Genomic DNA, 25,001 nt, shown 5'->3' with positions numbered 1-25,001 from the left:
CAATGACAATCGAATCTGTTTCTAAAACTAAAAAGAAAATTTTAATTGTTGATGACCATCCTTTTATCATTCAAGGATATAAAAATGCAATTACTCGCTATGAACCCAATCAATTTGAGTTTGCTATCTCTGAAGCAAAAGATTGTGAATCGGCTTATCATGTAATTACCAATCCAGAGCATCATTTTGATATTGCTTTTCTAGATATCAGTATGCCTGCTTACGAGGAAAAAAAACTATATTCGGGTGAAGACGTAGCCAAGTTAATCATTGAATACATGCCCGATTGTAAAATCATTATGTTGACGATGTTTACAGAGTTTTTAAAGCTTAAAACATTAATAAATAGTATAAAACCTAGGGGGCTAGTCATAAAAAATGATTTGACTTTTGACGAGTTGCTATTTGCTTTTGATAAAGTTATTAAGAATCATATTTATTATAGTAAGTCCATCCAGGAAATGCTAGAAGCTCATGACAATACTATTGAGGTAGATTTGTTTGACAAGCAAATTCTTTTTCATTTATCCAAAGGGACTAAGCTCAAAGATTTGCCGCAATTTGTGCCTATTTCACTCAATGCAATCGAAGTGAGAAGAGGCAACCTGAAAGAAGTTCTCAACGTTACATCCGATTCAGATGCTGATTTAGTAAAAGCAGCCAAAAGCAAAGGATTGTTATTTTAAAAAGATAAACCGCAAGCAGCATAATAACTGACTTGCGGTTTTTTATAGAAATAAAAGGCTATTGCTAGAGATTATTCGCTCAAAGCGTTCCAGCCTCTAGCTTTTAACGCAATCTTAGTATTGGCACGCGTAACCAAATGGATTCCTTCACTTTCTTCAGTCATATGACCTATGATGGTGAAATTTGGATTTCCTTTAATCTTGTCAAAATCTTCGATAGGGATGGTGAATAACAACTCATAATCTTCACCCCCATTGATGGCTACAGTGGTGCTGTCAATATTAAATTCTTCACACACATTGATGAATTGCGGATCAAGCGGTAGTTTGTCTTCATAAAGATTACAACCCACATTAGATTGTTTGCACAAATGGATAATTTCTGAAGACAAACCATCTGAGATATCAATCATCGAGGTAGGTTTGATTTTCAGAGCATGTAATAATGTACGTACGTCTTTACGTGCCTCAGGTTTTAATTGGCGTTCAATCAAATAGGTGTAGAGCTCTAAGTCGGGTTGCGAATTGGGATTTACTTGGAACACTTGTTTCTCTCTTTCTAACACTTGTAATCCCATATAAGCCGCACCAATATCGCCCGTAACAACTAATAAATTGGTGGGTTTTGCGCCATTTCGGTACACAATTTCTTCTTCGTCAGCTTCCCCTAAAATGGTAATGCTTATGATTAAACCTTTTTGAGATGAAGTGGTATCTCCACCTATCACATCCACTTTGTATTCCGTAGCCGCTAAAGCAATTCCTGCATACAATTCCTCTAATGCTTCAAGTGTAAAACGGTTAGAAACCGCTATCGAAACGGTAATTTGGGTCGCCTTGGCATTCATGGCACATATATCCGATACATTCGTCACCACCGCCTTGTAGCCCAGATGTTTTAACGGCATATAGGCCAAATCAAAATGGACTCCTTCGACCATAATATCAGTGGAAATCACTACTTTTTTGTCTTTAAAATCCAAAACAGCAGCGTCGTCACCAATTCCTTTTAAGGTTGAAGGTTGATTAATTTCAAAATGTTTGGTCAGATGGTCTATTAATCCAAATTCGCCCAATTGAGCAATGCTGGTACGTTGTGGGTTTTTATCTTCAATCATTGTTTTAAGTTGCAAAGTTTTAAGTTGCAAAGGTACAAAGATTTTAAGCCACAGATCACAAGGATTCTTGCTGATTTTTTAAACAAAAAAACCTGGCAATTTTTACATTGTCAGGTTCCTGTCTTAATACTTTGTACTTAAATCTTAATATTTTAAAAAATTAGTCATTCAACTTCAATACTGCCATAAACGCCTCTTGAGGAATCTCTACGTTTCCTACTTGGCGCATACGTTTCTTTCCTTTTTTCTGTTTTTCCAATAATTTACGCTTACGCGAAATATCTCCACCGTAACATTTGGCCGTAACGTCTTTACGAAGGGCTTTGATGGTTTCACGAGCAATAATTTTGGCACCAATTGATGCCTGAATTGGAATTTCAAACTGTTGACGTGGAATTAATTCGCGCAGTTTTTCACACATTTTCTTACCTATAGTATAAGCATTATCGGCATGTATTAATGCTGAAAGCGCATCCAATTGATTTGCATTTAGTAAAATATCCATTTTTACCAATTTTGATTCTCTCATTCCAATTGGAGAATAATCAAATGAGGCATATCCTTTAGAAACCGTTTTTAATCGGTCGTAAAAATCAAATACAATTTCAGCCAACGGCATGTCAAAATTCAATTCCACACGCTCCGTTGTCAAATAGGTTTGGTTAGTAATTTGTCCGCGTTTTTCAATACACAAACTCATTACGTTACCCACAAAATCCGCTTTGGTAATGATAGTGGCTTTGATATAAGGCTCTTCTACTCGGTCTAATTTTGTGGCATCAGGTAAATCACTCGGGTTGTTTACAGTAATAGCGGTATCTGGCTCTTTTTTGGTGTAAGCCAAGTAAGAAACGTTAGGAACCGTAGTAATTACGGTCATGTTAAATTCGCGCTCTAAACGTTCCTGGATAATCTCCATGTGCAACATACCTAAAAATCCGCAACGGAAACCAAAGCCTAAAGCGGCTGAACTCTCAGCAGTAAATACTAATGAAGCATCGTTCAGCTGTAATTTTTCCATCGAAGCTCTCAGGTCCTCATAATCTTCAGTATCTACAGGGTAAATTCCAGCAAATACCATTGGTTTTACATCCTCAAAACCGGTAATCATATTGGTGGTTGGCGTTTTGGCATCGGTAATAGTGTCACCCACTTTTACCTCTTTGGCCTCTTTGATTCCTGAAATCAAATACCCCACATCACCTGTTGAAATGACATTTTTAGGGACTTGATTCAATTTCAAAGTTCCTACTTCATCGGCAAAATATTCGTTGCCAGTAGCCATAAATTTGATTTTTTGTCCTTTTCTGATTTCCCCATTTACTACACGGAAGATAACTTCAATTCCACGGAATGGGTTATAATGAGAATCAAAAATCAAGGCTTGTAAAGGTTCTTCTTTGTTTCCTTTTGGAGCGGGGATTTTCTCGATGATGGCAGCCAAAATATTTTCGACCCCAAAACCTGTTTTTCCTGAGGCATGAATAATATCTTCTAGCTTACAGCCTAATAAATCAATAATATCGTCGCTTACTTCTTCAGGATTAGCACTTGGTAAATCTACCTTGTTCAAAACAGGAATAATCTCCAAGTCGTTTTCTAAAGCCAAATATAAGTTGGAAATCGTTTGTGCCTGAATACTCTGTGCGGCATCTACAATTAATAGCGCCCCTTCACAAGCTGCAATCGAACGGGAAACTTCATAAGAGAAATCCACGTGTCCCGGAGTGTCAATCAAATTCAGGATGTAATCCTCCCCTTTGTATTTGTACTCCATTTGGATGGCGTGACTCTTAATGGTAATCCCACGCTCACGCTCTAAGTCCATGTTGTCTAGCAATTGTGCTTTTTCCTCACGTGCCGTTACCGTTTGAGTTGCTCCCAATAAACGGTCCGCCAAGGTGCTTTTTCCGTGGTCAATATGAGCAATGATGCAAAAATTTCTTATGTGTTTCATTCTTTTTTTGGTCTCTTATGATGTCTGTGTTAGGTCATACTGAGCATAGTCAAAGTATGGGCGTGTCCTAGCTTCCACTATCGTTCCAGCTAGGTCGGGCTATTCGTTGCAAGTCCTCGTACTGATTCCGCTACGCTCCATCAGTACTGTGGGCTTTCCACTGCTATCCCTCACGCAAAAAAACTAGTCGATTAATCTGCAAATATACGCTAAATTCGGTAGCTTCAAAGCGTTATGGAACAATCTAAGGAGAATCATTTTTAAAATTTTGACAAATTAGAATCATTAGACTGAGTTGATTCAATTGTTTAGTGGATTTTGAATAAAAAGATTCGAAATATTTTGTTTAAATGTATTGAAATTGAGTCTTTTAACTTTCTTTTTGTTTCTTTTAATCTAAAAAATGTAATTTTGTACCAAATTTCAGCAGATGATTAAGATAGGCAACATAGAATTACCCGATTTTCCGTTATTACTGGCTCCTATGGAGGACGTGAGCGATCCGCCCTTCCGCCGACTTTGTAAAATGCATGGTGCTGATATGATGTACTCTGAATTTATTTCGTCAGAAGGCTTGATTCGGGATGCAATTAAGAGCCGAATGAAATTGGATATTTTTGATTACGAACGTCCAGTGGGTATTCAAATTTTTGGTGGTGACGAAGAAGCGATGGCTTTGTCTTCTAAAATTGTAACAACGGTTAATCCTGATTTGATTGATATTAATTTTGGGTGTCCCGTAAAAAAAGTAGTTTGTAAAGGGGCCGGAGCCGGAGTTTTGAAAGATGTTGATTTGATGATTCGATTGACAAAGGCCGTGATTGATAGTACTAATCTACCCGTGACGGTAAAAACCCGTTTGGGTTGGGATGACAATTCCATTAATATTGATGAAGTTGCTGAACGCTTACAAGATATTGGCGTAGCCGCATTAAGCATTCACGCGCGTACTCGTGCTCAAATGTACAAAGGGCACTCTGATTGGTCTCACATCGCCCGAGTAAAAAACAATCCCCGCATTACCATGCCTATTTTTGGGAATGGAGATATCGACAGTCCTGAAAAAGCGTTGGAATACAAAAATAAATACGGTATTGATGGTATTATGATAGGTCGTGCTGCTATTGGTTATCCTTGGATTTTTAATGAAATCAAACATTACTTCAAGACAGGAGAGCATTTGGCTAAACCTACTGTTGTGGATAGAGTAGAAGCCGTGCGAAATCACTTAACCTGGGCGATGGATTGGAAAGGAGAGCGTCTCGGGATTGTAGAAACTCGTCCGCATTATACGAATTATTTCAAAGGGATTCATTCGTTCAAAACCTATAAACAAAAATTAGTAACCGAGGACAATCCTTCAGAATTGTTTGCTATTTTGAGTGAAATTGAAGAGGCTTACGCTCACTACGAGTCGGTGTAATTTTCTTTTTTTAATCTAGAATTAGTGAATTAGTTCCTTGTAAATTAATGACTTAATGGGCTGAAAAGCTATAATCTAATTTTTTTGAATTCTTATAATGTTATTTTTATTTTTGATTTGTATAATAAATACTACTTTTGCGAAAAAATAAAAATGAGAAAAGGTTTTATACTTGTTTTTGTTGCCATTTTCTTTGTGACAAATGCACAAGAGACAGAAAAAGTTTCTGTAGAAAAGAATTTGTACGGTTTACAATTAGGAGCAATTAACTTAAGTTTTCAATACGAAACCAAATTAGATCGAAAAATCACATTATTGAGCGAACTAGGTTTTGAATTAGGATATGCTACAAGGGAATTTGAAAATCCAGATAGTAAAGATCAAAAAGCTACTGTAGTTGCGCCCTACGTTACATTAGAGCCAAGATGGTATTACGGTATAGACAGACGTAACAAACTTGGGAGAAACATAAGTCGTAATAGCTCTAATTTTCTTGCTTTATCTATAAGATATAACTTAGGTGAAAAACCTATTTTAAATACAGGAGATTTTAATGTTGTGTCCTATGTTTCTGTTATTCCAAAATACGGAATCAGAAGATCATTTGCTAAAAAATTTAATTATGAATTTTCAGGAGGTGTAGGTTATAGATATAATATTTTTAGCAAATCAGATGGTTGTACTTGTGAACATAATAATACAGTTGTAGATATTCAAGCGCGAATTGGGTATAACTTTTAGTTTGAAAAATTATTCTAAAAGTTTTTCACTCACCCTGCTGCTCGCAATCCATGAAGCGATAAATCCTAAAATTAAAATGGTAGTCATAACGATTGCCACATTTTCTAGCGAAAAAACCACAGGATAGGCAAGTGTTGCGGTAATCATAATCCATTCAAAATGTTGTTGTAGGAGCACAATAACAATTCCTAAAGCCAAACCAATCAATCCTCCATAGAAACTCAGTAAAGTACCTTGTAATAAGAATATTTTACGTAAACTTTTGATTTCAACCCCTAGGTTAAATAACGTTTTAAGGTTTCCTTTTTTATCGAGAATCATCATAATCAATGCTCCAATTAAGTTAAAAAGGGCAATGATAATGACAAGAGTAAATATTAAATAGACCGCAATATTCTCGGTATTCAACATTTTGTATAAGGATTCATTGAGTTGTGCTCGGTTTTTGACCGTGATTTTTTTGTTGAAAATTCGGTTCAATTCTGAGATAATGGTGGTTTCATCAGCATCGTTTTTTTCTTTGATTTCAATACTTGAAATGCGATTTCGGTCGTATTCTAATAAATCTTGAGCTAAACCTAAATCAGCAAAAACATATTTGGAATCCAAATCCTCACTGATTGCATAGACTCCAATTGGAAAAATAGTTGTTTTATTAAAGGCGCCTTCGGGTGTACTTATGCCACCTTTGCCAGGTTTAGGTACAAAAACTTCGAGATTGGTATTGTAATCCATTAGTCCAATAGAAAGTTTTTGGGCTAGTCCATACCCGAGTACTACTTGTGCGGTATTGTAAGCAAACCATTGTCCGTTGTATAATGTTTGTTCAATGGGATTTACTTGTCTAAATTGGGTGTCAACCCCTTTTAGATAGGTTACTTCTTGTTTGTCGCCATAAACAAATAAGACACGCTCTTCTATAATTTTTGAGTAGGAAGCAATGCCTTTTATTTTTTTCAGTTGTTCCTCTTGACTGGGATTAATGGTAAAGGACTTGCCAAGGGTACTGCTTATTTTTAAATCAGGGTCTATGTTGTTGGTAAACGATAGACTAAAAACTTTTAATCCGCTAAAAACGGATAAAACCACAAACAATGCCATAGCTCCCACAATAATTCCCATACTCGCAATGCGATTGATGATATTGATGGCGCTATTTTTACTATTGCTACGAATGTAGCGTTTGGCTATGTAAAGCGGAAAATTCAATGGTTAGAACTGTCTTCTTTTGTCTAATAAATCCCTGTTTTCAATAGGGTTTTCTTTGTTTTTCAAAGCGTTGTCAATCTTTTCGATGTAGTCTAAAGAGTCATCAATAAAGAAAACCAAATTAGGTACTCTGCGCAATTGTTTGCGAACGCGTTGCGCTAAATCGTGTTTGATTAATGCAGTATTTGATTTGATGCCTTCTAATGTTTCTTGTGCTTTTTCCTGAGGAAAAATACTTAAATAGACTGTAGCTACAGACAAATCAGTAGTTACTGCAACCTTAGACACTGAAATAACAAGATTAGTCACTCCATTTTTTCTTATTTCGCCTTGTAGGATATCCACCAAGTCTTTTTGGATTACCCCACCTATTTTTTTCTGTCTGTTTGTTTCCATACTGCAAAAATACTACTTTTAAGCATTATATACGCAATTTTATAATTTCTCATTTTTTTGAAGTTTTCTGCTGTCAGGTCTAAGCTATGCAATGGGGTAATCAATAACGGATTCTTAGTAAATGAATAGGATTTGCCATAATCAGAAAATATTTTTCAAATAAGTGTTTCATGCACAAGATAATAATGGAAAACAGTAGCAATTTACAACATAAAAACCATCTGTCATCTTCCTCTGCGGGTGGAGCTGAGAGGCATTCTTTTTCGATATACGACGCCTCAGCGGGGTCTGGAAAAACCTATAATTTGGTCAAAGAGTACCTTAAAATCATTCTGACTTCTCCCAAAAATGATGCGTATCGAAACATCCTTGCCATAACGTTTACAAACAAAGCAGTGCACGAAATGAAATCGCGTATTGTGGGGAGTCTGTCTGAGTTTGCCAAAGACGAACCTTCGCCGAAAGCGTTATCACTGATGCATGATTTAGTCAAAGATACAGCAGAGTGGGAAACAAAACTTTCCCTTATCCAAATCAAAACTAAGGCACAACAAATTATTAAACATATTATTCATAATTATGCCGCCTTTGATATTTCGACCATAGACAAATTTACGCATAAGGTCATTCGTGCCTTTGCGCATGATTTGAATCTGCCAATGACTTTTGAAGTCACATTGGATACTGAAAATTTATTAATTGAAGCTGTGGATGCCTTGATAGCTCAAGCTGGTGAGGATGAAACGTTGACCAACTTGCTGGTTGATTTTACAATGGAAAAAACAGATGATGATAAGTCTTGGGATATATCGCGCGAAATTTTAGAAACGGGAAAATTGGTTTTGAATGAAAATCATCGCAATGAAATTGTGAGTTTTCATGATAAAAACATTACTGAATTTGTCGAGATAAAAAAGAAACTCAAAGTGCTGTGTAAAGAATTAGAACAAGAAAATCAAAAGTTTGCTCAGCAGTTATTGGATTTAATAGAACAAAAAGGGATTGATGTGAAATCATTTTCTAGAGGGACTTTTCCAAATCATTTGACAAGCATAAAAGAGGGGAAGTTTAATCCAAATAATAAAATGTTTCATGACAGCAATGATGTTTCAATTAATAAAACGGCTAAAGATAGAGCGATTATTGAAGCTGTACTTCCTGAAATGATAGCACAGTTGTCTATTGTTTATGAAAATTTTGGAAAGAGAGATTTTTATTCGGCTTTTTTAAAAAACATAACGCCTTTGTCATTGTTGAATACCGTGAGCAATGAGTTGGCTAAAATACAAGCAGAGCAAAATGTGCTTTCGATAGCTGAATTTAATGCCATCATCCACCGCGAAATTCAAAACCAACCCGCACCATTTATATATGAACGTTTGGGAGAACGATACCGTCATTTTTTTATTGATGAGTTTCAGGACACTTCTGAAATGCAATGGCAAAATTTAATCCCACTGATAGACAATGCCCTTTCTGGGCAGGATGATTATGGCAACAAGGGAACCTTGATGATTGTGGGTGACCCTAAACAATCTATTTACCGCTGGCGTGGGGGGAAAGCAGAACAATTTATTGATTTGAGTAAGGATTGGAATCCGTTTAATAATCCAGACAAAAATCTGGTGCATTTGGATAAAAATTACCGAAGCTTTGCTGAAATTATCAATTTTAATAATGCTTTTTTCAAATTATTAGCCGCTCAATTTGAACATGCGGATTATAAAGATTTATACGAGAACCATTCACATCAAAAAACAAATGATAAAATAGGTGGCTATGTTTCTATATCCTTTTTACCAGAAACAGAAGAACAAGATAATGATGAAGAAATAGTTAGTAAGGATGAATTGTATGTTCAAGCTACACTTGATACTATAGAAAAAGCTATTGCGCAAGGATTTGAGTACAAAGATATTGTTGTTTTGACTCGAAAAAGAGGGCAGGGAGTGTTAGTGGCTAACTATTTGACGGAGAACAAAATTCCGTTGCTTTCTTCGGAAACTTTAATGATTCAAAATGCCACCGAAGTTCGTTTCGTTATCCATTTGTTGCAATACCTTAATAACAATTCAGATGCTGAAGCGAAGGCCCATTTTTTATATTTTCTAGCACAACACAATCAAAAAAGCATCCCTACTCATGATTTTATTTTGAAAGGGATGGAACTGAAGAATGAAAATGATTTTGAGGCATGGTTGGCTTCTTTTGATATCTTCTTTTCCTTTCAAGACATTCGTAAAAAATCATTGTATGAAGCAGTGGAGCGCATTGTTTCTCAATTAATATATACTTCAAAGGAGTCTGTTTTAGAAGGCGATGCACTCGGGACAGCGTATTTGCAGTATTTCCTGGATATTGTTTTGGAGCGTGATGTGCGCAATCAAGCTGGAATCGCGGATTTTTTAATTTTTTGGAAAAAAAATGCAGCAAAGTTTAGTATTCCTTCACCAGAGGGAAATAATGCCGTTCGGATTATGACCATTCATAAGTCCAAAGGATTAGAATTTCCCGTGGTAATTTTTCCATTTGCAGAGGAAGATTACGCCAAAAAGCCTAAGGATAAATTATGGCTAGATGCCAATGATGCGCAGTTGGGGCTGCCAAAGGTGTTGGTAGATAACAATAAAGCGGTTGAAGGTTTTGGTGCCGAAGCAAAATTGATTTATGATCAAAAAAAACAAGAAGAATTATTAGATAATATTAATGTTTTATATGTGGCTTTAACACGTGCCGAAGAACAACTGTATATTATTTCTAGCATGAATTTGAACAGTAAAGGAGAAGCTAAGGAAAATAATATGGCAGCTTTTTTTGTAGATTATTGTAAAAAGTATGCTGATTTTGATGTTGCTCATTTAGTTTATCAATGGGGGAATCCTACTAAGATTTCGGCAACTCAAAAGCATGAAGATACTACCAGAACCATTCCGGTTGTGAAAGAAGCTTTGCATTTTAAAAATATTAAAATTGCCCAAAGGGAAGCTTTGATGTGGGGGACACATCAACAAGAATCCATTGCGTATGGAAATGTAATTCACGAAATTTTATCTTTTGTAAAAACGAATAACGATTTGGAGTTTGCCTTAGAAAAAGGCATTGAAGAAGGATTGATTCACCTAGGACAAAAGGATTTAGTTTCCAAAACCTTACAAGAGATTGTATATCATCAGGAATTAATTCCTTTTTTTTCAGAAGGGAATGTGGTGATGAACGAACAAACTATTTTGCAAAAAGAAGGAAAAACAGTGAAGCCTGATCGAATGGTAATAACGCCTCAAAACCAAATGCTATTGTTGGATTATAAAACTGGTGCACACCAACCCAAATACCAAAAACAACTGGAACTATACCAAGAAGCAATAGAATTAATGGGGTACTCGGTTGTTCAAAAAGCACTTGTGTATATTGGAGAAACTATAAAAGTAGTCCCTTTTTAAATTGGAAATGGTGAGCATACGGAGTACTTATTGTTTTAAAAAGTAATCGTTTTTAGAGGGATGTTTGACCTATTAAATTTTTATAAAATTGTTGATTTAGCATAATAATTTCATGTGTTTTTGAGTTTAGGGTAGTATTATCACATAAAATATGTACTTTTTATGTTTTTTGATAGGTTTTTTTTAACAATCTATTTTGTTGTTAGAAAATTACGTGTTACTTTTGTTTGCAATTAACTAATTTGTAATTAAAATAAATAAGTATGAAACATCTTAACAAACTTTTAGTTACTGTATTGATGGTATCGGGATTGACATCTCAAGCACAAGACGGTAATAACCCATGGGCAGTCTCTTTTGGGGTAAATGCAGTGGATACCAGAGTTAGTGCTGGTGGAAGCAAAGGGTTTATTGATAACCATTTCTCTCAACCATTCAATGTAAAAGAAAATTGGAATATTCTTCCTTCTATCTCATACATTAATGTATCTCGTTATGTAGGGAATAATTTTAGTTTTGGAGTACAGGGATCTGTAAACAAAATTGAAAAATTTGTTGAATATACAGGAGGAAACTATGTGACTTCTAATCCTGGTGATTTGATGTATTATGGAATTGATGGAGCTGTGAAATATAGCTTTATGAATTTGATTAAATCAAAAGTAATCGATCCTAATTTAAGTCTTGGAGGAGGTTATACTTTCTTAGGAGATAGTAGTTATGGAACTTTGAACTTAGGAGCTGGAATTAATTTTTGGTTTTCTGATGTAGTAGGATTGGCTTTAGGAACTACTTATAAAGGTGGAGATTTATTAGGTGGTGACCGTGTTGACGGTTCTAACACTCCTGATGCGCCAGGTCATTTCTTACACACTGTAGGTCTTACATTCAAATTTGGAGGTAAAGATACTGATGGTGATGGAATCTACGATAAGTATGATGCTTGTCCAGATGTTAAAGGTTTGAAACAATTTAACGGATGTCCTGATACTGATGGTGATGGAATTCCTGATAAAGATGATGCATGTCCAGAAGTTGCTGGTATTGCTGCACTTAATGGTTGTCCAGATGCTGACGGTGACGGAATCACAGATGCTGAAGATGCTTGTCCAAAAGAAGCTGGTTCTAAAGCTTTAAAAGGTTGTCCAGATGCTGACGGTGACGGAGTTGCTGACAAAGATGATAAATGTCCTAAAGTAAAAGGTCCTAAAGAAAATGGAGGATGCCCATGGCCAGACTCTGATAACGATGGAGTTTTAGATAAAGACGATGATTGTCCTAAAGTGGCTGGTCCAAAAAGCAATAGAGGATGTCCAGAAGTAACTACTGAAGTAATCAAGCAATTGAACGAGTATGGTAAAACAATTTTGTTTGATTCTGGAAAATCTTCATTCAAATCACAATCGTATTCAATTTTGCAATCTATTGCGAACATCTTGAAAGAGTATCCTAACTCAAACTTTATGATTGAAGGACACACTGATAGTGACGGTAGTAACGAATTAAACCAAACATTATCTGAAAACAGAGCTGCTGCAGTGAAAAACTATTTGATTGAAAATGGTATCAGTGCTGAAAGATTAAAATCTACTGGTTTTGGTGAAACTAAACCAATCGATACTAATAAAACAGCTAAAGGAAAAGCAAATAACAGAAGAGTTGAAGTTTCTTTGATTAAGAGCAATTAATTACTCTAAAATATTTTAAGGAAAGCGCCCCGATTTATCGGGGCGTTTTTTTATTTTTATACCATGACTAATACTTCTTTTTTAGATAAAATTGCTGCTCATTTATGGAGTAAAGGCAAGAATCAGTTTAATAATACTGTTGTGGTTTTGCCTAACAAAAGAGCTAAAATTTTTTTGTTAGAGGTGCTCAAAAAACAAATTACGAACAATATTTGTGCTCCTCATATTATAAGTATCGAGGAGTTTATTCAGGATATTGCGTCCATTCGCGCTATTGATCCCATTGCATTGTTGTTTGAATTTTATGAAGTTTATTTGTCAATAACCGAAAAATCACAACAACAATCTTTTGAGTTGTTTGCCAATTGGGCCAAAACCTTACTACAAGATTTTAATGAAATCGACCGCTATTTGCTAGACCCTCAACATGTTTTGTCTTATTTGAAAGACATTGAAGATATTAAAAAATGGGGAATCGAAGTAGAAAATAAAACCAAATTACTGGAAAATTACATCGATTTTTGGAAATTATTACCTAAATATTATGAAGCATTATACACACATTTGCTTGCCAAAAAAGTAGGGTACCAAGGTTTGATTTACCGTGAAGCTGTTCGTAATTTAGAGGCTTTTGAACACGCTAAAAAGGATAGCTTTTATCTTTTTGCAGGATTCAACGCACTCAATGCTTCTGAAGAGACAATTATCCAACATTTAATAGCTAACGATAAAGCCGAAATTTTATGGGATGCTGATCAAACTTTTTTGAACGATCCATTTCATGATGCGGGTTTATTCCTTCGTCGTTTTAAAAGTTCGTGGAAACAGTATAAAAAGCATCCTTTCGAATGGGTGGTTGATGAATTCTCGGGAGCCAAAAACATTCAGGTAATTGGAACTCCTAAAACCATTGGTCAAGCTAAAATCACAGGAAGTATTATTGAAAAAATAATTATCGAAAATCCTACAGCTCCTTTGGATAAAGTGGCTGTTGTATTGGGAGAGGAAAATGTGTTGATTCCGTTGTTGTATGCATTGCCATCAACTGTCGGGGCTTTAAATATTACAATGGGGTATTCTGGAAAGAACAATCCAGCTCAAATTCTGATAGCCAAGTTGTTTAAAATGCATACCAATGCCTTGTCCAGAAATGCCAAAAATTATGTGTTTTATTATAAAGATGTGTTGGATGTTTTGACGCATCCTTTGATTGAGCCTTATGCGGACGCAGGAGCCTTGGTCAAAATTATTAATGAGAACAATTACACCTTTATCACGCATCAGAAGATGTTTGACCTCAATATGGCTCCCTCGGACTTGTTTTTACTTCTATTTCAAAAGTGGGAACAAGGAGCGGTTACTGTTTTAGAATCGGTTGCGACTTTGTTAATTACCATCAAAAACAATTTGAGCAATGATAATGAGGAAGATAAGATTACAAAATCTTTTGTGTATGCCATTTTCAAGGTAATCAATAAACTTATTAATTATTATGTGGCTCATCCTGCAATTAACGCAATTGATACGCTTCATGCTATCTATAAGCAAGTGGTGGATTTGGTTGAGGTTTCTTTTGAAGGGGAGCCTTTGAATGGTTTACAAATTATGGGAGTGTTGGAAAGTCGTGTGCTTGATTTTGATACCGTTATTGTTACCTCTATGAACGAAGGGAAATTTCCAGCTGGTAAATCACAAAATTCTTTTATACCTTATGATGTGAAACGAGAATTAGGTTTGCCCACTTTCAAGGAAAAAGATGCGATTTATACTTATCACTTTTACCATTTATTACAACGCGCCAAAAATGTTTATTTGCTTTATAATACAGAAAGTGATGGATTAGATGCAGGTGAACGCAGCCGTTTTATCACCCAACTCGAAGTCGAAAAACAACCCAATCACCAATTGTCACATGAAATTTTTAATGCCATAGTTCCAGAAACGGCTTATACGCCTATGAAGGTCGAAAAGTCTCCTTTGGTGATGGAACGGTTACATGAAATTGCCTCTACTGGTTTTTCGCCCTCGGCATTGACAAGCTATATACGCAACCCAATGCAATTTTATTTTCAAAAGGTAGTTCGTATTCGGGAAGTAGAAGAGGTAGAAGAGAATATTGCGTTGAATACCCTAGGGACTATTATTCACGAAACGCTAAGAGTTTTATATGAGCCTTATGTGAATCAATTTTTGTCAGTGACCTGTATAGATCAGATGTTTAAGTTGGTCGATGCTGAAGTGTTGAAACAATTTAAGATTGTGTATAAAGAAGGTGAAATTAAAAAAGGACGAAATTTATTGGCTTTTGAAGTAGCGAAACGAAATGTGACCAATTTTTTGAAAGTCGAATTAGAACAACTTGAAGCCGGGGATGCGGTTAAAATTAAGGCACTCGAAACTACTTTTGAGCGTTGGATTACCCATTCATCTTTGCCATTTCCAGTGTTGATAAAAGGAAATGTGGACCGAATCGAAGAGCGTAATGGCATCATTCGAATTGTCGATTATAAAACGGGTAAAGTTGAGAAATCTTCGGTTGCATTGAAATCATGGGAAGGGCTAATTGATGATATCAAATACGATAAGATTATTCAAGTTTTGGCGTATGCCTATATGTACCAGCCACACGTTGAGGATAAACCAATGGAAGCTGGAATCATTTCTTTTAAGAATTTAAAATCTGGTTTTTTGCCGTTTAATTTTAAAGAAGGAAAAATTGATAACTACACAATAGACGCAACTATAATGGATAATTTTTTAGAACAAATCATAATGTTGTTAGGGATTATACTAGATGAACATATTCCTTTTGAAGAGAAAATCTAAGTTATAGGGTTGGCGCTAAATCAAATTTTATTGATAAAGGAATTTAGTTCAAACGAAGGTAATAGAAGTTTATAGCCCTTTGAAAAACCGAAGCAGTACTGCTGTCAATTCTGTTTGGTTTTCAATAGTACTCATGTGTCCGTCAGGGAAGGTAACGAGTTGAACCTGTGTTTCTTCAATTTGAGCTTTGGTTTCCTCATAAGGTAATACAGGGTCTTTTTGTCCTAAAATGAGCATTTTGGGATAAGGAGTGAGGTGAAGCAAAACTTCTCGGTCGAGTCTTATTTTCATACCTTCTAATGCTGCGACGATACCTTGTAGCGGTGTTTTTAATGCTTCTTTTTTAACAGTTTCAATTTGAGTAGCTAGACGTTCTCTATTGTCTTCACTGAACAAGTTGGCTATAGAAAGCGAAATAAAATTGGCGTACGATTGTTTTACGGCTTTGATGGCGCGGTCTCTGTTTAATTTTCGCTCTTCGCTATCTGCTCTTGAAGTTGAATTGAGTAAGACTAACCCTTTGACACTATCTGGATACAATTCAGCAAAAGCCAAAGCCACATATCCGCCCATAGAATGGCCTACGAATACCGCTTTTCGGATGCGTAATTGTGTGAGTACTGCATGAACGATATCCGCTTGATCTTCCATGGTATGTACGTATCCCATACATTCGGTTTCACCATGTCCTAATAAATCGATGGTAATGACACGGTTCTTTTTAGAAAATTCTGGTTTTAAAGTATCCCACATTTTTTGATTTTCCAAAAACCCATGCAATAGTACTACTGCCGTTCCTTTTCCAGAATCGGTAAACGAGATGTTTGTGTGTTTGTAGCAAATCTGATTCAAGGGATGTAATTTAGGTTGGTACAAAAATAAAATTTATCCAAGTACTACCAATAAGTTTCTACTTGTATTTGTGTTTTTTTCTAATAAATAGAATGCTTTCAGGAGGTTAGTGGAAGTTTGTTTTTCATTTTTTAAGGATAAAATACAATTTTGTTATTTTAATTCAGTCTTAATTACATGTAAATCCAATTTATTTATTTAAATTTGTGCCGTTATTATTTTACCCAATGAAGCAAATTAGTGATTTAACCAGCAACATTTTATTTGAAACTGAAAAAGGCTATAGTTACCAATGTGACGAAACGGAAAGCATCGTTATCAACTTTGCAGATAGCGTTTCGAAATATAAAATCCACGAGTTTTTGATATTTCAACGAAAAGTAAATAGCGTTAATATCATGGATATGCTTTATGATTTGTCGGACCAGTCCGATGCACAGTTGATTGAAACAACCAAAAGAAATTTTTCCCACAAATTAACCATTTGCGAAATAATTCAACTTCGAGAATTGTTAAATGGAACCAAGTTTACATTGAATTTGCATTCTATGTTATGTGACGTACTGCAGGCAACTGTGGCTTGATTTTAATTAGAATAAATACAAATTTCTCCCACATTTAGCCTATTTCCCTAAGATTTTGTAGCTTTACTATATAAAAATTTAAGGTTATGAAAGATTTACTTAGAACCAAGACTTCATTATCAGAGGGAATCGAGCAATTATTGAATTTACAAGCCAAAATTGAAAGCGATGCTTCTAATAAATATTTAGCTATGGCGGCATGGTTGGATAGAAATGGTTTTGCAAATACAGCTTCTTATTTATACAAACAAGCCGAAGAAGAGCGTGAGCACTTTTTAAAGGTGTTTAAATATATTACAGAGATGGGGGGGATTGCTATTACTCCAACTGTAGGTGAGGTACAGCAAGAATTTGCTTCTTTTAAAGAAGTATTCGAAATTGCTTTGCAAAACGAAATTGCTGTTACAAAAGCTATTAATAAAATAATTGCGAAGTGTAGAGCTGAAAATGATTATGCTACAGAAGAATTTATGATGTGGTATGTGGCTGAGCAAAGAGAAGAAGAGATAAATGCTCGTAGAGCTTTGGAACTTTTCGAATTAATCAATGAAAACGAAGCCGCAGGAAAATTTGCCTTGGATGTGCAAATTGCCAAAATAGGAGAAGCATAAATCTCTGAATAAAATTAAGTCTAAAGAACCCTTGATAGTTTTGAATTATCAAGGGTTTTTTTAGTATAAAAGTTTATAAGTTTTATTTCAGAATTTTGGATAAAAAAATCTAGTTAATGAAACCCCCATTCCTCGAAATGACAAACTAGTTGAATAGTTAAAATCGATTATCTCCATCCAATAAATTCCCTAATCCTCCCAATAAACTGCCTTCGCCGCGGCTTTCTCCTCCTGATTTTGGAGCAGATGCGATGATTCTATCGGCTAATCGACTGAAGGGTAGGGATTGAATGTACACCGTTCCGGGACCACGAAGAGTGGCGTAAAATAATCCCTCGCCACCAAAAATAGAGTTTCGGATGCCACCAATAAATTCAATATCATAGTCCACATCTTGAGTAAAACCAATGATACAACCTGTATCAACTTTTAGGATTTCGCCTGGGGCTAATTCTTTTTTGGCCATCGTGCCTCCAGAATGTACAAATGCCATGCCGTCGCCTTCAATTTTTTGCATAATAAACCCTTCACCACCAAAAAGACCACGACCGAGTTTTTTTGAGAATTCGATTCCTACGGCAACGCCTTTGGCAGCACATAAGAACGAACTTTTTTGACAAATGAATTTTCCGTTGTATTGTGTTAAGTCAATCGGCAAAATTTTACCGGGATAAGGCGAAGCAAAAGAAACTTTGGCTTTGCTGTGGTGTTGGTTGATAAAGGCGGTCATAAAAAGACTTTCGCCTGTTAAAACGCGCTTTCCTGCAGTGAGTAATTTGCCAAATATGCCTGATTGTTGTTCTGAGCCATCACCAAAAATGGTTTGCATCTGAATGTTATTGTCCATCATCATGAAACTACCCGCTTCGGCAATGACTATTTCTTGTGGGTCGAGTTCGATTTCGACATATTGCATTTCTTCTCCAAAAATCTCATAATCTATTTCGTGTGCTCTCATTTTTTTTATTTTTCTAAAATTATTTCTAAAATTATAACTCTACTCAGGTCGATTGGGACGCGGATGACACGGATTGCCAAAGCAAAACGCGGATAAAAACGGATTTTTTATAATATTTTTTTGCCGTTTTAGTCCTCCATTCAGGTACGAACAGACAATCTGAAAACTTTAAACTTTTAAACCTTAAACTTTTAAACTTTTCTATCGATTCATCAAACTCTCAATCTCATCCACTTCTATCGGAATGTTTTGCATCAGGTTGAATGGTTCGCCTTTTTCTTGAACGACCACATTGTCTTCAATTCTAATTCCAAAACCTTCTTCGGGGATGTAAATTCCTGGTTCCACAGTAAAGACCATATTGGCTTGCATGGGTTCGTGAAGTAATCCATAATCATGCGTGTCAAGTCCCATGTGGTGAGAGGTGCCGTGCATGAAATATTTTTTGTAAGCAGGCCAATCGGGGTTTTGATTTTGTACATCGGCTTTGTCAAGCAGTTGCAATCCTAGTAATTCGGAAGTCATGATTTTACCCACTTCTGCGGAGTATTCTTTCCAGAGTACCCCGGGTTGTAGCATTTTAGTCGCTTCGTTTTTAACTCTTAATACGGCGTTATAAACCGCTTTTTGTCGGTCAGAATAACGTCCAGAAACGGGTATGGTTCGGGTTAAATCACTGGAATAATTGGCATATTCGGCAGCGACATCCATTAAAATCAAATCGCCGGCCTTGCACACTTTATTGTTTTCGATATAATGCAACACATTGGCACTATTCCCCGATGCGATGATTGGCTTATAAGCAAATCCTTTAGAACGATTGCGGATGAATTCGTGAATCAACTCGGCTTCGATTTCATATTCCATTACATTTGGTTTTACAAAAGGCAGAATACGACGAAAACCTTTTTCGGTGATTTTACAAGCATGCTGAATCAAAGCGATTTCTTCAGGTTCTTTTATTGAACGAAGATGCTGTAGGATAGGGTTGCTTTTGGCTACTTGATGCGCAGGATAGTTGGATTTCCACCATTTTACAAATCGGGCTTCTCGGGTTTCCGTTTCAATCGTAGCGCGGTAATGTTCGTTGGTATTGATGTATATTGTTTCGGCATACGACATCAGTTCGGCCAATATTTTTTCAAAATTGTGTAGCCAATGCACATTTTGAATGCCTGAAACGGCGAATGCTTCTTCCTTACTCAATTTTGCGCCCTCCCAAATAGCGATATGTTCACTAGTTTCTTTTAAGAATAACATTTCCTTTTGGTGATCATAAGGTGCATCAGGAAATAGGAGTAGAATGCTTTCTTCTTGGTCGATACCGCTTAAATAAAAGATGTCCCTGTGTTGCGCAAATGGCAGTGTGCTGTCTGCGCTTACGGGATAAATGTCATTGGAGTTGAAAACCGCAATGCTATTAGGTTTCATTTGGCTAACAAATTTGCGACGGTTTTTTATGAATAATTGAGAATCTATAGGATGGTATTTCATAAAGGAATGTTTAAAGAGCAAATTTAATCATTTGGATTTATTTCAATGCGACTGTTGTGATTGGTATTTTTTAACAGAAAGATACTAAAAGAAACGATGACTTAACATTTTGGTTTTATACACAAAATCGCTTGGTTTTGTGTGTTTATGAATTTAAAAAATAAGACCGTAAAAATTATGATATTGTTATTTTTTATGATGAATATTTGGTAATTCGATAATCGTTTTTTAGGTCTGTTTTTTGAGTGTGGTTTGTATTTTTTTATTTAATTATCAAATAGTCAATGGTTTAGGTGTTTTTTATGGGGTTGTTTAAGAATGCATGTTTAAACACTTTAAAATGATTATAAATAATAACGAAAAGGTTGTAGTGCGTGGCTTTTTGGTTTATTTTTGTGTACTTTTTAAATTATATTCTAAAATATTATGGCAAAATCTGGATTATTGAAATCGTCAATAGCTAAAAAAATAGCTATGGCACTTTCAGGACTTTTTTTGATGTTGTTTCTAGCGCAGCATTTTTTTATTAATATGACTTCTGTTTTCAGTGAGTCAGTATTCAATTCTATTTCTCATTTCATGGGAACTAATCCATTGATTCAGTTTGTGATTCAGCCAATTCTTATCGTTGGGGTGATTTTTCACTTTATCATGGGTTTTACATTGGATATTCAAAACAGAAAAGCAAGGCCAGTAGGGTATGCAAGTTATAATGGAGCAGCTAATGCAAGTTGGGCTTCTCGTAACATGATTGTCTCAGGTTCTGTGATTTTGGCATTCTTAGCCTTACACTTTTATGATTTCTGGGTACCAGAGATGGTGTACAAGTATGTGGAATGTAATCCTGCTGATGAGACTAGGTATTTTCATGAGTTAGCAGAGAAGTTTGTAAGTCCAGTACGTACAGGATTGTATAGCTTATCATTTATTTTGTTGTCATTACACTTGCAACACGGTTTTAGCTCTTCTTTTCAATCCATTGGGCAAAACAATAAATACACTAAAGGTTTAAAAGGATTTGGATTTTGGTTTTCCATCATCATTCCTTTAGGATTTGTATTTATAGCACTTTTTCATCATTTCAATCATTAATATTCAATTATAATGGCATTAGATTCAAAAATACCAGCTGGCCCAATTGCGGACAAATGGACAAATTATAAAGATCATATTAATTTAGTGAACCCTGCTAACAAACGTAATCTTGATATTATCGTTGTAGGAACAGGATTAGCTGGAGGTTCAGCGGCTGCTACATTGGCAGAGTTAGGATATAACGTAAAAGCATTTTGTTTTCAAGATTCACCACGTCGTGCGCACTCTATCGCAGCACAAGGGGGAATCAATGCAGCAAAAAATTATAAAGGTGACGGGGATTCTATCCACAGATTGTTTTACGATACTGTAAAAGGAGGAGATTACCGTGCTCGTGAGGCAAACGTGTACCGTTTAGCTGAGGTTTCTGCTAATATTATTGACCAATGTGTGGCTCAAGGGGTGCCATTGGCTCGTGAGTATGGTGGATTACTAGATAACCGTTCTTTTGGAGGAACTTTGGTTTCTCGTACGTTCTATGCACAAGGACAAACTGGACAACAATTGTTGTTAGGGGCTTATTCTGCAATGAACCGTCAAATTGGACGTGGAAAAATTAAAATGTACAACCGTCACGAAATGCTTGAATTAGTGAAAATTGACGGAAAAGCAAGAGGAATTATCGCTCGTAACTTGATTACTGGTGAAATAGAAAGACATTCAGCGCATGCTGTGGTTATTGCCTCTGGAGGCTATGGAAACGTATTCTTCTTATCAACAAATGCTATGGGTTCGAATGCTACTGCAGCATGGAAAATCCACAAAAAAGGGGCATTCTTTGCAAACCCTTGTTATACACAAATTCACCCAACTTGTATCCCAGTTTCAGGTGACCACCAGTCTAAATTAACATTGATGTCTGAGTCATTACGTAATGACGGACGTATCTGGGTTCCTGCAAAATTAGAAGATGCACAAGCGATTCGTGAAGGAAAGAAAAAGGCAACTGATATTGCTGAAGCAGATAGAGATTATTTCTTAGAAAGAAGATATCCAGCATTTGGTAACTTAGTACCTCGTGACGTAGCCTCTCGTGCTGCAAAAGAAAGATGTGATGCTGGTTTTGGTGTAAACAAAACGGGTGAGGCAGTTTACCTAGACTTTGCTGCAGCGATTCAACGTTACGGTAAAGAAGCGGCTTATGTAAAAGGATTAAATGCTGACGATAAAGCTTTGGTAACTAAATTAGGTACTGAAATCGTAAAAAGTAAATACGGAAACTTATTCCAAATGTATTACAAAATCGTTGACGAGGATCCCTATACTACACCAATGATGATTTATCCAGCAGTTCACTATACTATGGGTGGAACATGGGTAGATTATAACTTAATGACTACGATTCCTGGGTGTTTCTCAATTGGAGAGTCTAACTTCTCTGACCACGGAGCGAACAGACTTGGAGCTTCGGCCTTGATGCAAGGTTTGGCTGATGGATATTTCGTATTGCCTTACACTATTGGTGATTATTTAGCTCCAGATATCAAAATGGGACCTATCTCTACAGATAGACCTGAGTTTGAAGAGGCTGAAAAATCAGTGAAAGAATTAATCGCTAACTTCATCAACAATAAAGGAACACATTCTGTTGATTATTTCCACAAAAAATTAGGTAAAATTATGTGGAATAAAGTAGGTATGGCTCGTAACGAAAAAGGACTAACAGAAGCTATTGAAGAGATTGCTGCTTTACGTGAAGAGTTTTATAAAGATGTAAAAGTGCCTGGAACAGATAAAGAATTCAACCAAGAATTAGAAAAAGCAATTCGTGTTGCCGATTTCTTAGAATTAGGGGAATTATTTGCTAAAGATGCTTTACACCGTAAAGAATCTTGTGGAGGTCACTTCCGTGAAGAATACCAAACAGAAGAAGGAGAAGCCCTTCGTGATGACGAAAACTTTGCCTATGTAGCAGCTTGGGAATACAAAGGAAAACCAAGTGATGCGGTATTACACAAAGAACCTCTGAATTACGAAAACATTAAATTAGTACAACGTAGTTATAAATAGTATTTTGAAAAAGTCTTAAAACTTTAATCTTAATACTTAATACTTAGAGAAGATGAAACTTACATTAAAAATATGGCGTCAAAAAAACGCTCAAGATAAAGGAAGAATGGTCGATTATAAAATCGACGGAATAGAGCCTGATATGTCATTCCTTGAAATGCTTGATGTATTCAACGAACAACAAATCAATGCTGGTGAAGAGCCAGTAGCTTTTGACCACGATTGTCGTGAAGGAATCTGCGGAATGTGTTCGTTGTTTATTAATGGAGAAGCTCATGGACCAGACCGTGGTGTAACGACTTGTCAATTGCACATGCGTATGTTCAAAGACGGAGATACTATTACTATTGAGCCTTTCCGTGCTGCGGCTTTCCCAGTGGTAAAAGATTTAGTGGTGGACAGAAGTTCTTTTGATAGAATCCAACACGCAGGAGGATTTATTTCAGTAAATACTTCAGGGAACACGATTGACGCTAATACGATTCCAGTAAATAAAAACGATGCTGATAAAGCGTTTGATGCGGCTACTTGTATTGGATGTGGAGCTTGTGTGGCTACTTGTAAAAACTCTTCAGCGATGCTATTCGTGGGAGCTAAAGTATCTCAATTTGCTTTATTGCCTCAAGGTCGAGTAGAAGCTACTGAGCGTGTACTGAATATGGTGAAACAAATGGACGAAGAAGGTTTTGGTAATTGTACCAACACTGGAGCTTGTGAAATCGAGTGTCCAAAAGGAATTTCTCTAGAGAACATTGCTCGTATGAATAGAGAATATCTTTCTGCTAGTTTGAAAGGATAATAATCTCACTCGTCCCCAAAGGGAGTTCAAATAATAAGAACCGCATTCATTGATTTGAATGCGGTTTTTTGTATAAAGAGAAAATCACTTCTTAAATTGCTTCAATGCGTTTTTGGTAAAATCCGAAAGTACTAGTCGGCCTGTGATTTGTGCGCGTTCTGGTAATAGCGTTTCCCAATGGTCCGTTCCTTCCCAAATCATTTTTTTAATTTCAACTAAGGCCTCAGGATGGTATGACGCTAGTTGGGTTACGAATGTTGTCACGGATTGGTCTAAACTTTCGATATCTGGAGTGATTTCGGCAAACAAACCTTTTTGGTACGCCCATTGTGCCGACTTCCATGCGTGTGGGGCTAAAGTCATTTCCGTAAGTGCTGTTTTGCCTATTTTGCGGCTTACTACTGGTTCAATGACAAATGGACCCATTCCGATGGATAGTTCGGATAATTTTATAATACTAGCTTCGGTTCCTATAGCATAGTCACAAGCTGCTATTAGTCCCACACCGCCTCCTACAGCTTTTCCCTGAATGCGACCCACAATAATCTTGGAGCAGTTGCGCATGGCATTAATTAAATTGGCAAAACCAGAGAAAAAAGTCATTCCTTGTGCTGTTGTTTCAATGGCTAAAAGTTCGTCAAATGAAGCTCCTGCGCAAAATACCTTTTCCCCCTCACTTTGTAAAAGAATTGCATTCACCTCTGTGTTATTGCTAAGGGTGTGGAATTCTGAAATAAGTGCATTTAATAAAGCTATCGGGAACGAATTACTGGCAGGGTGACCAAAAGTAATGGTCGCGATAGTGTTTTTTATTGTAGTTGTTACTGTTCCTTTGTTGTCTGATGGTGCCATAATATGTCTAGGAGTTTGATGTAAAGTTAGAAATTTAAAATGAAAATGATTCTTTTCCAAAAGTTTCTAGTGTAAACTAAAAAAGTTGTTTGGAGAATGATTTAATGTAGTATATTTGCAACTGTTTGGGGGATTAGCTCATTTGGCTAGAGCGCTACGCTGGCAGCGTAGAGGCGACCGGTTCGAATCCGGTATTCTCCACTAGCAACTCAAGTTATTTGGCTTGAGTTTTTTTGTTTTTTAATTGAAAAATGACTAGAGC

The 25,001-nt window shown here is 36.2% G+C and carries 19 protein-coding genes and 1 tRNA gene; 12 read left to right on the top strand and 8 right to left on the bottom strand.

Annotation, left to right across the window (positions count from 1 at the left end; genetic code table 11):
* Positions 1–2: 2 nt before the first annotated feature.
* Complete coding sequence (locus K5R64_RS03445; RefSeq protein WP_220760921.1) at positions 3–686, top strand: response regulator transcription factor; 684 nt, start codon at positions 3–5, stop codon at positions 684–686.
* A 71-nt stretch (positions 687–757) separates the two neighbouring features.
* On the opposite strand, the gene thiL is transcribed toward K5R64_RS03445, so the two are convergent.
* Both thiL and lepA read right to left on the bottom strand, forming a co-directional pair.
* On the bottom strand, positions 758–1,804 hold the full coding sequence (gene thiL / locus K5R64_RS03440) for a thiamine-phosphate kinase (RefSeq protein ID WP_220760919.1): 1,047 nt from the start codon (positions 1,802–1,804) through the stop codon (positions 758–760).
* A 160-nt stretch (positions 1,805–1,964) separates the two neighbouring features.
* The gene (gene lepA, locus K5R64_RS03435; protein ID WP_220760917.1) at positions 1,965–3,761 is read right to left on the bottom strand and encodes a translation elongation factor 4; all 1,797 of its coding nucleotides are present in this window, start codon (positions 3,759–3,761) and stop codon (positions 1,965–1,967) included.
* Between the two features lie 430 nt (positions 3,762–4,191).
* On the opposite strand from lepA, the gene dusB reads away from it, so the two are divergent.
* Complete coding sequence (gene dusB, locus K5R64_RS03430; RefSeq protein WP_220760915.1) at positions 4,192–5,184, top strand: tRNA dihydrouridine synthase DusB; 993 nt, start codon at positions 4,192–4,194, stop codon at positions 5,182–5,184.
* Between the two features lie 153 nt (positions 5,185–5,337).
* Complete coding sequence (locus K5R64_RS03425; RefSeq protein ID WP_220760913.1) at positions 5,338–5,925, top strand: DUF3575 domain-containing protein; 588 nt, start codon at positions 5,338–5,340, stop codon at positions 5,923–5,925.
* Positions 5,926–5,934: 9 nt separating this feature from the next.
* Here K5R64_RS03425 and K5R64_RS03420 read toward each other — a convergent pair whose 3' ends face one another.
* Together K5R64_RS03420 and rbfA are read right to left on the bottom strand one after the other, a co-directional pair.
* Positions 5,935–7,134: an FtsX-like permease family protein gene (locus K5R64_RS03420; protein ID WP_255580288.1), complete on the bottom strand. Its 1,200-nt coding sequence runs from the start codon at positions 7,132–7,134 to the stop codon at positions 5,935–5,937.
* Between the two features lie 3 nt (positions 7,135–7,137).
* Complete coding sequence (gene rbfA, locus K5R64_RS03415; protein WP_220760911.1) at positions 7,138–7,530, bottom strand: 30S ribosome-binding factor RbfA; 393 nt, start codon at positions 7,528–7,530, stop codon at positions 7,138–7,140.
* A gap of 170 nt (positions 7,531–7,700) precedes the next feature.
* Here rbfA and K5R64_RS03410 point away from each other — a divergent pair, with 170 nt between their 5' ends.
* The 3 genes from K5R64_RS03410 to K5R64_RS03400 all read left to right on the top strand — a co-directional run bounded on the left by K5R64_RS03410 (position 7,701) and on the right by K5R64_RS03400 (position 15,484).
* Positions 7,701–10,970, top strand: coding sequence for an exodeoxyribonuclease V subunit beta (locus tag K5R64_RS03410; RefSeq protein WP_255580287.1), 3,270 nt, complete (start codon positions 7,701–7,703; stop codon positions 10,968–10,970).
* A 263-nt stretch (positions 10,971–11,233) separates the two neighbouring features.
* Entirely contained in the window at positions 11,234–12,658 is a 1,425-nt protein-coding gene (locus K5R64_RS03405) for an OmpA family protein (protein ID WP_220760909.1), read from the top strand.
* Between the two features lie 63 nt (positions 12,659–12,721).
* The gene (locus K5R64_RS03400) at positions 12,722–15,484 is read left to right on the top strand and encodes a PD-(D/E)XK nuclease family protein (RefSeq protein ID WP_220760907.1); all 2,763 of its coding nucleotides are present in this window, start codon (positions 12,722–12,724) and stop codon (positions 15,482–15,484) included.
* Positions 15,485–15,553: 69 nt separating this feature from the next.
* Here K5R64_RS03400 and K5R64_RS03395 read toward each other — a convergent pair whose 3' ends face one another.
* On the bottom strand, positions 15,554–16,336 hold the full coding sequence (locus K5R64_RS03395) for an alpha/beta fold hydrolase (RefSeq protein WP_220760905.1): 783 nt from the start codon (positions 16,334–16,336) through the stop codon (positions 15,554–15,556).
* A 227-nt stretch (positions 16,337–16,563) separates the two neighbouring features.
* Between K5R64_RS03395 and K5R64_RS03390 the strand changes: the two genes are divergently transcribed.
* Positions 16,564–16,920: a hypothetical protein gene (locus K5R64_RS03390; protein WP_220760903.1), complete on the top strand. Its 357-nt coding sequence runs from the start codon at positions 16,564–16,566 to the stop codon at positions 16,918–16,920.
* Between the two features lie 86 nt (positions 16,921–17,006).
* On the top strand, positions 17,007–17,531 hold the full coding sequence (locus K5R64_RS03385) for a ferritin (RefSeq protein ID WP_220760901.1): 525 nt from the start codon (positions 17,007–17,009) through the stop codon (positions 17,529–17,531).
* A 157-nt stretch (positions 17,532–17,688) separates the two neighbouring features.
* Here the strand turns inward: K5R64_RS03385 and K5R64_RS03380 are convergent, their stop codons facing one another.
* Together K5R64_RS03380 and K5R64_RS03375 are read right to left on the bottom strand one after the other, a co-directional pair.
* On the bottom strand, positions 17,689–18,489 hold the full coding sequence (locus tag K5R64_RS03380) for a TIGR00266 family protein (protein WP_220760899.1): 801 nt from the start codon (positions 18,487–18,489) through the stop codon (positions 17,689–17,691).
* Between the two features lie 201 nt (positions 18,490–18,690).
* Positions 18,691–19,983: an aminopeptidase P family protein gene (locus K5R64_RS03375; RefSeq protein WP_220760897.1), complete on the bottom strand. Its 1,293-nt coding sequence runs from the start codon at positions 19,981–19,983 to the stop codon at positions 18,691–18,693.
* Between the two features lie 426 nt (positions 19,984–20,409).
* On the opposite strand from K5R64_RS03375, the gene K5R64_RS03370 reads away from it, so the two are divergent.
* Genes K5R64_RS03370 through K5R64_RS03360 form a run of 3 tightly spaced genes read left to right on the top strand, consistent with a single transcriptional unit; the run spans position 20,410 to position 23,887 of the window.
* Positions 20,410–21,075, top strand: a complete 666-nt coding sequence (locus tag K5R64_RS03370; RefSeq protein ID WP_220760895.1) for a succinate dehydrogenase cytochrome b subunit — start codon at positions 20,410–20,412, stop codon at positions 21,073–21,075.
* Positions 21,076–21,087: 12 nt separating this feature from the next.
* Entirely contained in the window at positions 21,088–23,088 is a 2,001-nt protein-coding gene (locus K5R64_RS03365) for a fumarate reductase/succinate dehydrogenase flavoprotein subunit (protein WP_220760893.1), read from the top strand.
* A gap of 52 nt (positions 23,089–23,140) precedes the next feature.
* A complete protein-coding gene (locus K5R64_RS03360; RefSeq protein ID WP_220760891.1) occupies positions 23,141–23,887 on the top strand; it encodes a succinate dehydrogenase/fumarate reductase iron-sulfur subunit in 747 nt (248 codons plus the stop codon).
* Between the two features lie 84 nt (positions 23,888–23,971).
* On the opposite strand, the gene K5R64_RS03355 is transcribed toward K5R64_RS03360, so the two are convergent.
* Complete coding sequence (locus tag K5R64_RS03355; protein WP_220760889.1) at positions 23,972–24,739, bottom strand: enoyl-CoA hydratase/isomerase family protein; 768 nt, start codon at positions 24,737–24,739, stop codon at positions 23,972–23,974.
* A 127-nt stretch (positions 24,740–24,866) separates the two neighbouring features.
* Here K5R64_RS03355 and K5R64_RS03350 point away from each other — a divergent pair.
* Positions 24,867–24,940, top strand: a tRNA-Ala gene (locus tag K5R64_RS03350).
* The last annotated feature ends 61 nt before the right edge of the window (positions 24,941–25,001 follow it).

The organism is Flavobacterium sp. UMI-01 (genome assembly GCF_019656315.1).
GTDB lineage: Bacteria > Bacteroidota > Bacteroidia > Flavobacteriales > Flavobacteriaceae > Flavobacterium.
The sequence above is the reverse complement of the archived record's forward strand: the minus strand, read 5'-3'. Positions and strand labels throughout refer to the sequence as shown.